The following is a 14,771-nucleotide window of genomic DNA, read 5'->3' on the forward strand; positions in this document are numbered from 1 at the left end:
GGCGTGCGCAGTAGTCGTTTGCATGTTTGCGGACGAATCCACTCGGCTAATCATTTGATGTGCACCCGATAGCTGCCCAACCACGTGTTCACGGCAAGGAGATAATCCAGGCCCCCCGTAGGGTGCGGTGCAGCGCGCGAACCAGGTAGCAACTCACCGTTGTCCAGGAATCGCCGGATCTTGGCGCGATCGACCAGTTGGAACACGGGACCGTCCTGGCGCAGCAGCTCCTCGACTTCGTTATGCAACGCGACCCGGTAGTCAGCGGCCGAACTGGCGGGATAGCCGCTCTTCGGGCGGTTCAGCACTCGGTCCGGCAGCAGGTCGGCCACCGCACGCCGCAACAAAGCCTTCGGTGTGCCACCCTCCGCCTTGAGCCGCCATGGAACGTTCCACAAGTATTCTACGAGGCGATGGTCAGCGAACGGCACACGTACCTCGAGACCGGCGGCCATGCTCATCCGGTCCGTCCGGTCCAGTAAGGCGGGCAACCAGCGCGTCAGGGCCAGATAGGAGATTTCGCGTTTCCGCCTGTCGAATTCGTCCTCATCAGGAAGTCGTGGCACCTCGGCCAGTGCGTCCTGGAGACGCCCGTGCGCGTACTCGCGAGGGCGCACGACGTCGGCAACGTCATCTCGAAGCAGCTCCGCGGGCGAAGATCTGCGACGCGACCACGGGAATTCGTTCAGCGGGCCATCGGAGTTGTGAAAGTACGGATAGCCGCCGAAGATCTCATCCGCGCCCTCGCCGGACAGCGCGACCGTGACATGTTCGCGGACGCCGCCGAACAGCAGGTGCAACGAAGTGTCGGGTTCGCCCCAGCCTGGCCGATCGCGCGCCTCCAGCCCGATGCCGCGATGCGCCAGCAAACCGGCCCCAGGCACAACAACCGAGGTGTGCACCGTGCTGAGTTCGGCGACGAATTCGCGAATGTAGGGCTCGTCGTCGGCAACGTTCCAGGCGCCGAGGCGCTCGGGCGGCTCGCTCGGCGGAAAACCGACCGAAAATGTTGCGATCTTGCCCGTCTCTTTGGCACCCTGCGTGACGGCAAGTGCGGTCAGAGTACTGGAATCCAGACCACCCGACAGCATCAGACCCAGCGGGACATCGCTGACCAGCTGTCGATGCACGATGTCGTTGAGCAGCTCACGCACGTGCGCCACGGTTTTTACAGGAGTGTCGTGATGGTCAGTCGACCGGAGCTCCCAGTAGCGAATCGAGTGCAGTCCCGTGCGCGCGAACCGAACCAGATGGCCAGGGCGAACCTCGTGCAATCCTCGATAGATCGCGTGGCCAGGAGTTGGCGCGGTCGGCACAGCGAAGAGTTCGGCTATCCCTTCCGAGTCGAGCTCGGGGCTGAATAACGGATTGGCCAACACCGCCTTCGGCTCGGATCCGAACAGCAACCGCCCACCCGCCGGCGCGTAGTACAGCGGCTTGACGCCGAGCCTGTCACGAACAAGAAGGACCTCCTCAGCACGAGCGTCCCACACGGCATAGGCGTACATACCGTTCAGTCGCTCCACTGCCGCCGCGCCCCACTCCAGGTGCGCGTGCAGCACAACCTCGGTATCCGAGCGCGTGGTGGTGAAGCGGTGCCCGAGCGCAGTGAGTTCGGCGCGGAGCTCGCGAAAGTTGTACACCTCGCCGCTGTATGTGATCACGATCCGCACGTCGCCGTTCTCGTCGCGAACGACCATCGGCTGCACGCCGCCATCGACATCAATGACCGCCAAGCGGCGATGTCCGAAGGCAACGTGCTCGGACAACCAGATATCTCCAGAGTCGGGACCACGACGAATCATCGTGTCCGTCATGGCGCGGAGCGTGCCAGCATGGTTGCGCAGATCGCGGTCGAAATCAATCCATCCGGTTACTCCGCACAAGAGCGCTGCCCCGCGGATGACGTGGTCGCATCGGATCGAGCCGTGATCTCCCACCTACATCCGTGACCACTGGGACCATCGGTCAACACGTGCAGCGCCTGGAAGCCCTTCGCCGACACGTTCGCGGCGGTTGCGTGAGTGCAGTACTCGCACGGCGAATCGAGCGTGATCGGTATACCGCGCCGACGGGCACGCTCACGGTAGTCCCAGATACCGCAATGATCGATCGCGATCACGGCACGATCCGTGCCGGCCTCCAGCACTCGGTAGGCGGACGAGTACAGCTCTGCTTGGCTGGCGATGCGCCGCACAGGGCCGAGTGCGCCGTTGCCGTGGTCAGGCTCGACATGCCGATGCACCTCGGCGTTCGCCTCGGCCCACGCTTCGAGTTCGCCATGTCCGTAATGGCTCACCAGGAAGCCCTCCATCAGTGCCAGTGCACGGAAAAAGACTCGCTGCCACCCGGCCGGGTCCTCGTCATTGTCAGGAAGATCCGCGAATACCTGCGCGCACAGGCGGATCCAGTCACCGTGATCGCGGCCACGCTGGCATTCGGTGATGTACCGCGTCATGCCTGCCTCGGCCTCGAACATCCGCTGCCTCCACAGCGCCGATCTTTGAATCCGGCTCATCATCACGGAATGCCTGCCATGAATTTACCCCCTACTGAAATTCCATGAATAAAAATTGCGAGCCACTGTGTCATCAATCGGAATCCGCGAATCCCTGGACCCCCGTGGTGTGAGCCAAGACTAGAAAGAGCATGGATTTCGGTCAATATCAATACGACATACCCCCTATCGATGTGCTGTTACTATAAGTAATAGAATAATAATTCTTCGCCACAATGCCGATTCCGCCGTATACTGTCGACGTGTTCACGGGTTTCGATAAATTCAATTTCGATGTCGCAGGCGTTCAAATTCGGGGCGTACGCGGCGGCACCGGCCGACCATTACTATTGCTGCACGGTTTTCCTCAGACACACGTAATGTGGCATGCAGTTGCACCGCGATTAGCGGAAGAATTCACCATCATTGCCAGCGACCTGCGCGGATACGGAGGCAGTGGGAAGCCCCCCACGACTCCCGACCACATGCCGTACACGAAACGCGCGATGGCCGATGATCAGGCCCGGCTGATGACACTGCTGGGGTACGAGCGATTCTCGGTGGCCGGGCACGACCGAGGTGGACGCTGCGCCTACCGCCTGGCATTGGATCACCCTCAACGGGTCGAGCGCCTGGCAGTGTTGGATGTTGTGCCCACCGCAGATGCTTTGGCGGGAATGAACGCACAGTTGGCGCATTCACTATGGCGCTGGTTCTTCCTGGCCCAGCCCGCGCCGCTGCCGGAAACACTCATCACCGCCGACCCAGAGGCATTCTATTTCGGCGCACATGCCGAGGTTTTCGAACCTGCCGCCCTAGCGGCTTACCGACGCGCCGTGTCCGACCCTGCAACTGTCCATGCCATGTGTGAAGACTATCGCGCGATGGTTGGCCTGGACATCGAACATGACGAAGCCGACCGTGTCGCGGGGTACCGGATCACCGCGCCGCTATTGACAATGTGGGGTACACGCTCACACCTTCACCGCCATTACAACGTTCTAGACGTGTGGCGCTCATGGGCGAATGATGTGCGCGGCCAAGCACTCGACTGTGGCCACTTCCTTCCCGAAGAATGTCCAGTCGAAACTGCTGAAGGATTGGCGGCATTCTTCAGGTGACTTGGATAAACTCGTTTGTGATCACCAACTTCGGAAGGTCCACCTTCACTGAGCCATTCGCCAGATAGCAGCCCAGTTCGCCAAATACAGTGAGCCTTCGCCAGCACTGAGTCAGGACACTCGTGACCGATCCGAGGGCTATCGACGGCCTTCCTGAATGATTGCTACACCTGAGATCGCGCCGCGTGTCGGTTATGCGATACGCGGACGGCCGCTCGGCGGGTTGAAGCATCACATCCCACCGCAGTGCCAGCACCTCAAGAAGGCGCGCGCCGTACTGATTCCACCAGCGATCCCACCCCTGACACCGGTCGACGAACTGATCGAAACCCTGCGCACCGCACCACCACTCGTCGCAGAACCCATCGACCACGACATCATCTACGGCATGTGCACTGTCGGCGACGGTGGACGCATCCACGACAAACACCTACTGGCCACACTGGGTTGGATCGTCGGCACCCGACTCGACATCCGCTGCCACCCTGACGGTGCCGTGCTCGTCCACCCCACCGAGCACGGCCAGACGCAAGTGAGCGCAAACCACAACTTCCGTGTTCCGTGTCGGCAGCGACGCATCGCCGACCTCAACGTCGGCGACAAAGCCCTGCTCGCCGCCCACCCCAGCGACCAGCAACTCGCGATCTACCCACCACCGGCACTACACGTCGTTTTCGGACAGCCGCGAATCCAGGCGTTCTAGAAGATGACCACGCCAGTCCGCAGCGTCGCGGACCCCGCAGCCATCGCCACCGCCCGAATCCTGCTCACGCAGGGGATCGGCATCACACCCACCGACCTACTCACCGACACTCACCCCCGCACCCACCCGATCTGTGTTCATCGGGCTTGCTCTCCTTCAGCGTGTGATTACGGTTCACCGCAGGGCAGGTGGCCGCTCCTTCGCCGAGCAATGTGCGCGGCTTGCGTGTTTCCTACTTGGTTTCGAGTAGCTGGCAGATATCGCGTCCGGCGTGGAGCCCGGTCTCGATGGCGCCGTCGATGAAGCCCACCCATAGATCGGCGACTTCGGAGTTGGCGAAGAAGAGGCGTTCGCCGTGGCGGCGCATCGTGTGTGGCTGATATGTGGTGAGCTGACCTGGCCGCAGAAAACCCCAGTCGCCGCGGGCGAAGGGATTGTCCAGATTGTAAGTGTCGGCGACCATTTCGAGTACTTCGACGCCCGGTAGCGCCGAAGCAAGCTCGGCCTGGACCTGGGTGATGTCGGTCGGATCGTCCAACGCGCCCGGGAAAAGGGTGACGATCTGCTCGTCGTCGGACAGGACGTGCGAAGTGAACATCCCCACCCCTCGGGCCGTGGTCAGTTCCAGCGACCGCGACTCGCCCTTGATTACCGCGGCTGCCTCGGCTCCGTTTTCTACCTGCATGCCTTCACGGGCCGACCGCAACCAGTTCTCGGGCAACCCCGGGGTGATAGCGAGGTCGGGCCACACTCCTGGCGGCGTGGCCACGACCACGGCTGCCGCGGAGACGACCTCACCGGTATCGACGGTGACGCGCACTCCATGATCGTCGGCATCGATAGCGCTCACCACGTGTGAGAGCCGAACTTCGGCGTCACCGTCTGCGAGGATGCGTTCGAGCAGGCTGCGGGTGCCGTTCTCGAATTTGAACCCCATCAACGACTGGATGAAGCTTGCGTAGTTGTATTCGCCCAAGGCCCACCAGCGCAGCGCATTCGAGAAGCTCGCCTGATCCAGCGGTGCGCCAGTCATCCCGGCAAGAAGCCCGTTGGCGAGCGCTAGATCAGCGGGACCGAGGTCTAGTTGGTCGAGGCGATCCTGCAGGGTCATGCCGTCCACACCGGCCAGGGCCGCACTGCTCCTCATCGGTTCCGAAGGCACCGGGAAGATTTCGCGGGCCTGCTCGAGCACCAAGGTGAACAGCGCTGCTTGGCGCTCAGCCAGCTCGGCCGGAACAGCCCACTTGAGTTGACCGTCAACCCAACTCGCCGAATGTTCGATATCGTCGCACGGCGGCTACTGCCGCTGGTACAGGATGGCGAATGGTTCTTCGACACCGAACTGTTGGTCATCGCCGAACGGGCCGGTCTGCGGATCCACGAGGTGCCCGTCGACTGGATCGATGCCCCTGACAGTCGCGTCGACATCATCGATACCGCGCGCAAAGACCTCCAAGGGGTGTGGCGGCTCGGGCGGGCACTGACCACCGGCACTTTGCCCATCACCGAACTGCGTCGCGCGATCGGCCGCGAACCCCTCGTCGACGGCGTCCCGCTGGGCATGGTCGGACAGGTCGTGCGCTTCGCCATCATCGGCGCCCTTTCCACCTTGGCGTATCTGGTCCTGTATCTGGTGTTGCAGCCGATGGCCGGGGCTCAAGTCGCCAACTTCCTGGCACTGTTGCTCACCGCGATCGGCAATACCGCGGCCAACCGCGCGTTCACCTTCGGCATCCGGGAAAAGACCGGCGCGATCTCCCATCAGGTGCAGGGGTTGTTGATCTTCGGGTTCGGTTGGCTGGTGACCGCGGGCTCGCTGTTCGCCCTACATCGCTGGGCTCCGGGTGCGCCGATTCACGCCGAACTGGTCGTGCTGGTCATAGCCAATCTCGTCGCCACCGTGACCCGCTTCGTCGGCCTGCGCTGGGTCTTCCGCGACACCGTCACCGATCGGCAGCCCGGGTTCGAAGCTTCCGCCGCCGGCAACCGTATCGGCGACGTCCGGTGACCACGGCCACGATCGACCGGAACTCCGCGTCAGAGTTGCTGTGCCGCAGCAAGGTCAGTGCTCCCCCGCTCCAGTGAAACCGCGCGACGGTGGGATTCGGCGCCGGTGATCAGTTCCGCGCCGCGGCGACGTCGAGAAGTGTCAATTCGGCGTCATCCCAGCGTCACAGAGGTGATCGGGATGGATCGCGACAAATAGCGTGCGGTATTGAGTCTTCTTGACACTGGGCAGTTCTCGTCCGTGACGTCGGCTCCGCGTTTTTCCTATCGTGATTCTCCCCGACATCGTCGGCGAAATGCGGTTCACCTGCGGCCAGTGTGGCGCGTCGGCCACCAGAGCGGAGATCTGGTCCGGCCGGTCGCGACCGCCGCCGCGGTAGCCGGTCGGACCGCCGCACAACCCGCCGACGTGGACGGCCAAGATATCGAGGCGTCATATTGACATCAGGTCACCGGCCGAATGTCGCGAATGTCCGCCAATTCCGTGGCACAGCACCTACTTTCGAATCGTATCGGCATTGCTATCGAAGGTGTTCGACGATGCGGTTCGAGGTACTGGGACCAGTCCGGGCATGGCGGAACACGGCCGAAGTCGACCTCGGGTCGCCGCAGCAGCGAGCGGTGCTCGCGATGCTGCTGCTCGGCGAGGGTCGTCCAGTGAGCGTCGACCGTCTGGTGGACGGACTGTGGCGAGACGCACCGCCTCGGCACGCGGCGCAGGTGGCGCGGACCTATGTGTCGCGACTGCGCAAGATCCTCAATATGGCGGACCCACTGCTGCTCACCGAGGTCAACGGCTACGCGCTGCGGCCGGCCGAGGGCTCGTTCGACCTGCCCATCTTCGAGACCGCCCTCCGGGCGGCGGACGAGGCACAGACCGGCGGCGATCTCGCGCGCGCCGACCGGGTGCTCGGCGAGGCCCTTGCCCTCTGGCATGGTGAGCCGCTGGCCGGTATCACCGCGCCGTGGGCCGAAACGCCGCGCACCCGCCTCGTCGAAAAGCGACTGACGATCCGGGAGACGCGCTGCCGGATCGGCTTGGAATTGGGCCGCCACACCCAGGAAGTGGCGGAATTGATGGAGCTGTGCCGAGAGCATCCCTATCGAGAACGGTTGCGCGAGTTGCTGATGCTGGCGTTGCACCGGTGCGGCCGCACCGCGGAGGCGCTTGGCGTCTATGCCAACGCTCGCAAACTGTTCGCCGATGAATTGGGTATCGCGTAGGCCATGAACTGTCCGCCCTGCACGATCGGATTCTGCGCGACGATTCCGCCCTGCTCATGAGCGTCGGAGCCGAGCGCGGCGTTACCCGGGTACCGGCCCAGTTACCAGCCCGCGCAAGAGATTTCACCGGACGCTCGGAGGCCGTGGCGGCGCTGCTCGCGGCCGTCGCCGCTGGTGGCGCCGCCGTGGTGTCAGGGATGGGCGGAGTCGGCAAGACCGCCCTCACCGTGCACGTCGCACAACGGGTCACGACCGAATTCGACGGCGGGCAGCTGTATGCGAATCTCCGCGGTGCGGGGGTGGATCCGGCCGACCCGGCGAATGTGCTCGCGGCATTCCTCACCGCGCTCGGTGTGGCAGAGGTGGCGATTCCGCGCGGTCTGGTCGAACGGGCCACCCTGTACCGGTCGATGCTCGCGGGTCGGCGGGTGATGGTGGTACTGGACGACGCGCACGATGCCGCGCAGGTGCACCCCCTGCTGCCCGGCTCACCCGACTGCGCGGTGCTGGTCACCAGCCGTGTCCGCAGGATCGTTATCGACGGCGCATACCATCTGCATCTGGATGTCATGCGGCCGGACGAGGCGGTGGCATTGCTGCGCGCGGTGGTCGGCGCGCGACGGGTCGACGCGGAGTCGGCCGCAGCTAGGGAGTTGACCAATGCCTGTGGCCTGCTGCCGCTTTCGATCCGGTTGGTGGGTGCGAGGCTGGCTGCGCGCCCGGGCTGATCGGTATCCGATGTCGTCGCGAATCTGGTCAGCAGCCACCGGATCCCCGGTGCGGAGGTGGAGTCGGCATTCGAACTCAGCTATCGGCAACTCACCGCCGACCAGGCCAGGGCATTCCGGCTGCTTGCCGTCGCCGACAGCGCCGACTTCTCGCTGGAGGCCGCGGGCGCGATGCTGCACATCGGCAATGTCGAGGCCGAGGATCTGCTCGAATCGCTGGTCGACGCCAGTCTGCTGGATTCGCGGGTTTTCGGCCGGTACTACTACCACGATGTCACGCGCGCGTTCGCGCATCTGCGCCTGCGCGAGGACGAGGCGCAGTGCACGCTGCGGCGGCTGCTCGACTTCTACCTCGCCACCGCCTGCACGGCATTCCACCTGGCGGTACCCGGCGATCCCGAGATCGCGGCCCATGCGCTCGGCGGCTGGACGATGGCCAGGTGGCAGCGTCTGTTCCGGGAGGAACTGCGCTACACCTACGGGACGGCGACCAGTTGCCGGATCATGCGAGTGGGGACGCGGGAATACGGTCTGGCCACCCTCGGCATGTCGCCGGGCCTACCCAGATCGCGATGTCGTGGTGGCCCTCGACCCAGTCGATACCGCAGTAATGGTTCAATTCGTCCTCCATCAGGCAAGGGTTTTGCGCTGGTCAGAACCTGTCAAAACACCTAGGGCTTGTCGTCAGCGTCGGCTCACCGTCTTTTATACGTACGGTCGTACCAGTTTCTGCATCTTCGTGAACTAGGATGCCGCGGTGCAGATCTCGATGTGGGTTCTTACGACAACAAGCGACAGAAGCAGGTGGTGAAGTTCGTCCTGCGCTCGCAGCTGATCTCCATTCGGGTTGCGGGCGCGGGGATGGTCGTCCTCGGCCTCCTGTTCCTCGCCCAGGATATTTCGACGGCGCTGGGCTACTTCTTGATGCTGGTCGGCGTCTTCTGGGCGGTGGCGGTCCCACCACTCACGGTGCGTCAGACGATTGATAGGCAGTCCGGTCTCGCGAAGGACGGATGCCAACTGACCCTCGACGACGAGGGGGTCACGACAGCCCATCCTCTGATCGAATCGCGAGTTCGGTGGGCCGCGCTGAGTCACATCGTCGAGACTTCCGAGGTCTGGTACCTCGTACTCAGCAAGCTGTCGGCAATCGCCGTCGCGAAGACACTCATGACAGAAGAGCAGCGGGTCACCTTCGCCGAGTTCGTGCGCGGGTTCCGGCCGGTCGCGAAGTAGTGTCGACTGGCGGACGCATCGCAAACTGTTGATTCCCGCTGATGCCGAGGTCGTAATCGGCCGGAGTGTGCGTTGGGAAGCTCTGTCGGTCAACAGATTTGGACGACCCCTGACGCGCACACTGCGGTATAAGTGGAACTTGCCAGCTGATTTGTCGTGTCGTTTGCTGGTCGGGTGGTAGATCCTGCAATGATCGATGCCGGTGATCTTCAGCTATCTCCTGACGCTGCGAAGCTTGTACACGAAGCACAAGCCCGTTCCAGGATGGCTCCACGGACACGAGGAGATGGCAATGATGCAGCAACAGAACGGCGGACGCCGAGCTGGTACGAGCAGGGCGGTCCGGCTCGAGTCGTTCGGCGGTCCTGAGGTACTGACCGTCCAGGATGTGCCCGAGCCCCAGGCGGGCGATGGGCAGATCCGGGTTCGGGTCGCTGCAGCTGGTTTGAATCCCATGGACTGGTTCATGACCGCGGACGCCGGGACCGCGGCAAGGTTCGGGCTGCGCCTGCCCGCCGGGTTCGGGACTGATTACGCGGGAGTCGTCGACCAAGTCGGTACGGGCGCAAGCGGTTACGCGGTCGGCGACCGGGTGTTCGGGGCGGCCCTGTCCCGGGCTGTCGCCGACTTCGTCGTGGTCGACGCGGACGGGAACATCGCGAGCGGCGTCGCGCATCACACGCCGGACGGGGTCGATGATCGCACCGCCGCCACGCTCTCGATCGCGGGCAGTACCGCGGCCGCCGCCCTCGACGTCCTCGACCTCGGTCCGGCGGACACGGTGCTGGTCGGCGGGGCGGGCGGCGGGGTCGGCGTGTTCGCCGTCCAGTTGGCCCGAATCGCGGGCGCACGAGTGATCGGGACCGGCTCACCGTCGACAGCGGAGTATCTGCGCAGCCTCGGCGTCGAACCGGTCGCGTACGGCGACGGCCTCGCCGCCAGGGTCCGCGACCTCGATGGCGGCCCCGTCACCGCGGCGCTGGACCTGCACGGGACAGACACGGTGCACGTCGCACGCGAGCTGGGAGTTCCGGATAGCCGGATCTGCACCATCGCGACCGTGGTCGACGGAGTCCCGGCCGCCAACGGAGCCAACGCCGCGCCCGACGCACTCGACAACATCGCACACCTTGTCGCATCCAACCGTCTGCGGGTCCCCATCGCCGCGACCTTCCCCGTCGAAGACATCCGCGCGGCAGTCGAACTCCAAGCGAGCCGACACGTCCGCGGCAAGGTCGTGATCGACCTCTGACCGCTGAGGTCAGTTCGCAGTGGTGTCGAGGGCGTCGTCGTGTAGTGCGGGCGCGCGCGGAGCGCGACGGGCGGGGCACCCGGGTGCCCGACTTCCTCGCGTCGTGATGCCAACCGGGTGAAACCTGTTGTGCCGGAGGGAAAACCCTACCTCGGATTGGTCGGTATCCTTGGCTGACCGGTCCGCCGCCGATCGCCAGACTGGAAGACATGCTGAGTTGGCCAGAACATCGTCCCCTCGTGACCCGACCGCGGCGGGCCGCGCAGTCCCCGGGCCACCGATGGGCGGTGGTGTGCGCCGGAGGCGTTACGGTGCTTCTTATTCCATGGTGCGTCATCCTTTTCGCCACCCTGCCGCAGACCGTGCGGGTGGGGAACTGGCCGCTGCTCTGGCTCGGTCTCGACGCGGCGGAGGCGCTGTGCGCGGCGGTGACCCTGCTGTTGCTGCTGCGCCGCAGTCCCGCCGCCGTGCTGAGTGCTTCGGTGGGCGCCGGGCTGTTCTTCGCCGACGGCGTATTCGACATCGGGACCTCGCTGTCCGTCGGTGGCTTCACCGTGTCGCTCCTGATGGCGGTGTGCCTGGAATTCCCGGTCGGTATCGCCGCACTGTGGTTCGCCGCACGGGTGCTGCGGCAACGGATAGCGCCGCCGGACAGTGAGGTCGGCGACGAGGTCACGCTGGGACGATCCATGGGGAATCGCGCATGACGGCACCGTCCGTGCTCTCGATTCCGGTGCGCTTGCTGCGCCCGTGGCGGTCGGCGGCGTTGTGGACGGCGTGCGCGCACGTGGCCGTCGACGGCGTGGTCGCCGTGCTCGGCGCGTTGGCGGTGACGTGGTTCGCCGTGGCACTCGTCCTGGTACCGATCGGTCTCGGGATTCCCCTGGTGATCGCCGCCAGGTGGACGCTGTACGGGCTGGCGGCGTTCGAGCGGAATCGGTTCGCCGCTACCGGTGGCCGGGAAATCCCGCCACCGCAACCGCCCGATCTGTCCGGGCCGGTGCTCCAGGCCGCCCGCCGTCTGGTCACCGATCGCACGCTCTGGCGCCACATCGCCTACTTCGCCCTGCAGGTACCGGTGGCGGCGATGACCCTGGCCGGCCTGCTGATCGCCTGGTCGTTTCCGCTGGCCCTGCTGCTGATGCAGGTGTATTGGGCGCGCAGGCCACCGGGCGAGATCGTGCTCGGCCCGCTGCCGCTCGGCGGCGTCGGCGGGGCGATCGCGGTGACGGTGCTGACGCTGACGCTCGGCGCGGTGCTGGTGCCGAGGGCGATGCGGCTGCTGCTGGCACTGGACGTCGCCCTCGCCGACGCGCTGCTCCGCCCGTCGCCGCACGCGGTACTCACCGAGCGCGTCGAGCATCTGCAGCGCACCAGGGCCGCGACCGTCGAGGCGGCCGAGGCCGAGCGACGGCGCATCGAACGCGATCTGCACGACGGCGCCCAGCAGCGCCTGGTCGCGCTGTCCATCATGCTGGGCCGAATCAGCGCCCGCCTGAAGAAGTCCGGCGACCTCGAGACCCGCGCCCTTGCCGAAGAGGCGAAACGCAATGCGAACGAGGCGATTACGGAACTGCGCAATCTGACCCGCGGCCTGCACCCGCCGGTGCTGACCGATCGGGGCCTGGATGCCGCGCTGTCCGCGGTGGCCGCTCAGTGCCCCATCCCGGTCGAGGTCGACGTGCGCGTGACGCCGCGCCCGTCGATCACGGTGGAGAGCATCACCTACTTCGTGGTGACCGAGGCCTTGACCAACGTCGCCAAGCACTCTCGGGCCGAGCGGGCGTGGGTGGCGATCACTCGCACCGGCGACCGCCTCACTGCGACAATCACCGACGACGGTGTCGGCGGCGCCGATCCCGCCTGTGGCAGCGGCCTACGCGGCCTGACCGACCGCGTCGCCGGTGTCGACGGGCGGATCCGCATCGCCAGTCCCGCCGGTGGCCCCACGGTCATCGAAGTGGAGATGGCATGCGAGTAATGATCGCCGAGGATTCGGCGCTGCTCCGGGAAGGCATCGCAGCCCTGCTGCGCGAGCAGGGCATCGAGGTGTGCGCCACCGTAGGCGATGCCGACGCCCTGCTGAGCGCCCTCAGCGCGGACGAGCCCGACGTCTGCGTCATCGACGTGCGGATGCCGCCGACCTTCGTGGACGAGGGCCTGCGCGCCGCCCTGACGATTCGTTCCAGCTGGCCCGGGGTCGGCGTGCTGGTGCTGTCCCAATACGTCGAGGAGCGCTATGCGCTCGACCTCATCGGCGCCGACAAGTCCCGCGACGCCCCCGATGGTGGTGGTCTCGGATACCTGCTCAAGGACCGGGTTTCCGAGGTCGAGGATTTCGTCGACGCCCTGGCCAGGGTCCATCGCGGTGAGACCGTGCTGGATCCCGAAGTGGTCAAACAGCTGCTCGCCCGGAGCCGCCGGCAGGATCCGCTGGCCACCTTGTCGGCCAGGGAGCGTCAGGTGCTCGCGACGATGGCGGAGGGGCGCTCCAATGCCGGAATCGGCGCCGAACTGTTCATCGGCGCGGCCGCCGTGGAGAAACACATCCGCAATATATTCACGAAATTGAGCCTGCCCGCCGAGGACGGTGACAACCGCCGTGTCCTCGCCGTGCTGCAGTACCTGGGGGTTTCCGAATGACATCGCGGACCCGCCGCTGGTTCCTGGTCGCCGGCCTGCTGGTGTTCGCCCTCGTGGTCGTCAACGGCCTCTCGTTGATCGTCAACCATGTGCTGCCGCGAAAACCGTTCGCCGCGACCGCCACCGTCGCCGCGGGTACCAGCCTGCGGGTGGTGGCCGAGGCGGCCGACATCACCCTGCGCGCCGGGACCGACGAATCGGTCCACGTCAGCGCCACCGGCGATTACCCCTACCCCGCCACGCCGAACACGCTGACGGCATCCACCGCGGACTCCGTCACGACCGTGACCGGCGGCTGCCGCAGCGCCTGTTCGCTACACCTGGACATCACCCTGCCGGCCACCCTCATGGTCCAGGCCCAGGTCAAGTCGGGCAGTATCACCACCACCGATCTCACGGGCCCGATCACCGCGCGGACGCAATCCGGCTCCATCGAGGTCACCAACCCGGCGAGCCCGGTCGAATTGCACAGCGGCAGTGGACAGATCGTGGTGCGCGGCAGCCGCTCGAACCGGCTGATCGCCACCACTGCCAGCGGCGAGGTCCGGGCCGGCTTCGCCGCCGTACCCACCGCGGTAACCGTCACCACCACCGCCGGTCACGTTGACTTGTCTCTCCCGAGCGCCGAGTACTACGTCGACGCCACCAGCCGATCCGGCACCCCGGCGATCGCCGTACCCAACAACCGCTACGCAGGCAACACGATCAAGGTCACCACCGAATCCGGTGGTATCGACATCCACTGACCCGCGCCCGAGGTGCAGGTAACCGCCGTAAAGCTTTGCAGCAGTAGGTATTCCCCCACGATAGGAGCTCTGTCATGGCCATGCTCGAACCGGACGACGCCAGCGGGATCCGCTTCCTCACCGACGAGGAAACCGACGCACTCCTGGCTGCCCCGGACGGATCGACCTGGATCGGCCGACGTGATCACGCCCTGCTGCGGGTGGCGGTGCACACCGGGCTGCGGGCATCCGAGATAGTCGGGCTCCGCTGCGGGGACGCGTACCTGGACAACGATCCGCACCTGTGCTGCCATGGGCCGGACGGCACCTATCGGACCATCCCATTGACCCCGGCAACCGTTGCCGCACTGAGCATTTGGCTGTCCGAAGGCGACGACAACGACCTGATCTTCAGCACTCGATCCGGCGGGCCACTCAACCCTGCCGCCGTGGAACAGGTGATCGCCAGGCACGCGGCCACCGCCGCACGCGCCAACCCGGCACTGCGGCTCAGCGACGTATCGTCGTACACCCTGCGCCATACCGCCGCACAGACGCTCCTGCACAACGGCGCCGCCCCGTCGGTGGTCCCGTTCCTCCTCGGATACGAGACCAGCTGACGGGGCGGCGCCGGA

At 65.5% G+C, this 14,771-nt stretch carries 15 protein-coding genes and 1 pseudogene; 13 read left to right on the forward strand and 3 right to left on the reverse strand.

Translation table 11 applies throughout. From position 1 onward, the window contains the following. Window positions 1-50: 50 nt before the first annotated feature. Window positions 51-1,940 carry an asparagine synthase (glutamine-hydrolyzing) gene (gene asnB / locus ACFWF1_RS12220; RefSeq protein WP_379285154.1) on the reverse strand — a complete coding sequence of 630 codons (1,890 nt, stop codon included), beginning with the start codon at window positions 1,938-1,940 and terminating at the stop codon, window positions 51-53. Next, window positions 1,874-2,479: a hypothetical protein gene (locus ACFWF1_RS12225; RefSeq protein ID WP_379285153.1), complete on the reverse strand. Its 606-nt coding sequence runs from the start codon at window positions 2,477-2,479 to the stop codon at window positions 1,874-1,876. The genes asnB and ACFWF1_RS12225 overlap by 67 nt, the downstream gene beginning before the upstream one ends. Before the next feature lie 281 nt (window positions 2,480-2,760). Here ACFWF1_RS12225 and ACFWF1_RS12230 point away from each other — a divergent pair, with 281 nt between their 5' ends. Together ACFWF1_RS12230 and ACFWF1_RS12235 are read left to right on the forward strand one after the other, a co-directional pair. Then, the gene (locus tag ACFWF1_RS12230; RefSeq protein WP_379285152.1) at window positions 2,761-3,618 is read left to right on the forward strand and encodes an alpha/beta fold hydrolase; all 858 of its coding nucleotides are present in this window, start codon (window positions 2,761-2,763) and stop codon (window positions 3,616-3,618) included. Window positions 3,619-3,775: 157 nt separating this feature from the next. Further along, window positions 3,776-4,321 carry a hypothetical protein gene (locus tag ACFWF1_RS12235; protein ID WP_379285151.1) on the forward strand — a complete coding sequence of 182 codons (546 nt, stop codon included), beginning with the start codon at window positions 3,776-3,778 and terminating at the stop codon, window positions 4,319-4,321. Between the two features lie 232 nt (window positions 4,322-4,553). Here ACFWF1_RS12235 and ACFWF1_RS12240 read toward each other — a convergent pair whose 3' ends face one another. Continuing rightward, a complete protein-coding gene (locus ACFWF1_RS12240; RefSeq protein ID WP_379285150.1) occupies window positions 4,554-5,468 on the reverse strand; it encodes an FAD-dependent oxidoreductase in 915 nt (304 codons plus the stop codon). Window positions 5,469-5,606: 138 nt separating this feature from the next. Here ACFWF1_RS12240 and ACFWF1_RS12245 point away from each other — a divergent pair. The 11 genes and pseudogenes from ACFWF1_RS12245 to ACFWF1_RS12295 form a co-directional block, all read left to right on the forward strand. Next, window positions 5,607-6,329: pseudogene (locus ACFWF1_RS12245) on the forward strand (GtrA family protein); the annotation flags it as partial. Window positions 6,330-6,868: 539 nt separating this feature from the next. After that, window positions 6,869-7,552: a BTAD domain-containing putative transcriptional regulator gene (locus tag ACFWF1_RS12250; protein WP_379285149.1), complete on the forward strand. Its 684-nt coding sequence runs from the start codon at window positions 6,869-6,871 to the stop codon at window positions 7,550-7,552. A 56-nt stretch (window positions 7,553-7,608) separates the two neighbouring features. Then, a complete protein-coding gene (locus ACFWF1_RS12255; RefSeq protein WP_379285148.1) occupies window positions 7,609-8,280 on the forward strand; it encodes an NB-ARC domain-containing protein in 672 nt (223 codons plus the stop codon). Between the two features lie 57 nt (window positions 8,281-8,337). Next, window positions 8,338-8,955, forward strand: a complete 618-nt coding sequence (locus tag ACFWF1_RS12260) for a hypothetical protein (RefSeq protein ID WP_379285147.1) — start codon at window positions 8,338-8,340, stop codon at window positions 8,953-8,955. A 96-nt stretch (window positions 8,956-9,051) separates the two neighbouring features. After that, window positions 9,052-9,516 (forward strand): YcxB family protein, encoded by a 465-nt coding sequence (locus ACFWF1_RS12265; protein WP_379285146.1) that lies wholly within the window; start codon window positions 9,052-9,054, stop codon window positions 9,514-9,516. Between the two features lie 295 nt (window positions 9,517-9,811). Then, window positions 9,812-10,768, forward strand: a complete 957-nt coding sequence (locus tag ACFWF1_RS12270; protein ID WP_379285202.1) for an NADP-dependent oxidoreductase — start codon at window positions 9,812-9,814, stop codon at window positions 10,766-10,768. 311 nt (window positions 10,769-11,079) lie between these two features. Then, window positions 11,080-11,475: a hypothetical protein gene (locus ACFWF1_RS12275; protein WP_379285145.1), complete on the forward strand. Its 396-nt coding sequence runs from the start codon at window positions 11,080-11,082 to the stop codon at window positions 11,473-11,475. Further along, on the forward strand, window positions 11,472-12,749 hold the full coding sequence (locus ACFWF1_RS12280) for a sensor histidine kinase (RefSeq protein ID WP_379285144.1): 1,278 nt from the start codon (window positions 11,472-11,474) through the stop codon (window positions 12,747-12,749). Before ACFWF1_RS12275 ends, ACFWF1_RS12280 begins: the two co-directional genes overlap by 4 nt. Continuing rightward, window positions 12,740-13,411, forward strand: a complete 672-nt coding sequence (locus ACFWF1_RS12285) for a response regulator (protein ID WP_379285143.1) — start codon at window positions 12,740-12,742, stop codon at window positions 13,409-13,411. The genes ACFWF1_RS12280 and ACFWF1_RS12285 overlap by 10 nt, the downstream gene beginning before the upstream one ends. Further along, entirely contained in the window at window positions 13,408-14,157 is a 750-nt protein-coding gene (locus ACFWF1_RS12290; protein ID WP_379285142.1) for a DUF4097 family beta strand repeat-containing protein, read from the forward strand. The genes ACFWF1_RS12285 and ACFWF1_RS12290 overlap by 4 nt, the downstream gene beginning before the upstream one ends. 74 nt (window positions 14,158-14,231) lie before the next feature. Next, window positions 14,232-14,756, forward strand: coding sequence for a tyrosine-type recombinase/integrase (locus ACFWF1_RS12295; protein WP_379285141.1), 525 nt, complete (start codon window positions 14,232-14,234; stop codon window positions 14,754-14,756). The last annotated feature ends 15 nt before the right edge of the window (window positions 14,757-14,771 follow it).

It is taken from the genome of Nocardia sp. NPDC060255 (assembly GCF_042727395.1).
Taxonomy (GTDB): Bacteria; Actinomycetota; Actinomycetes; order Mycobacteriales; family Mycobacteriaceae; genus Nocardia.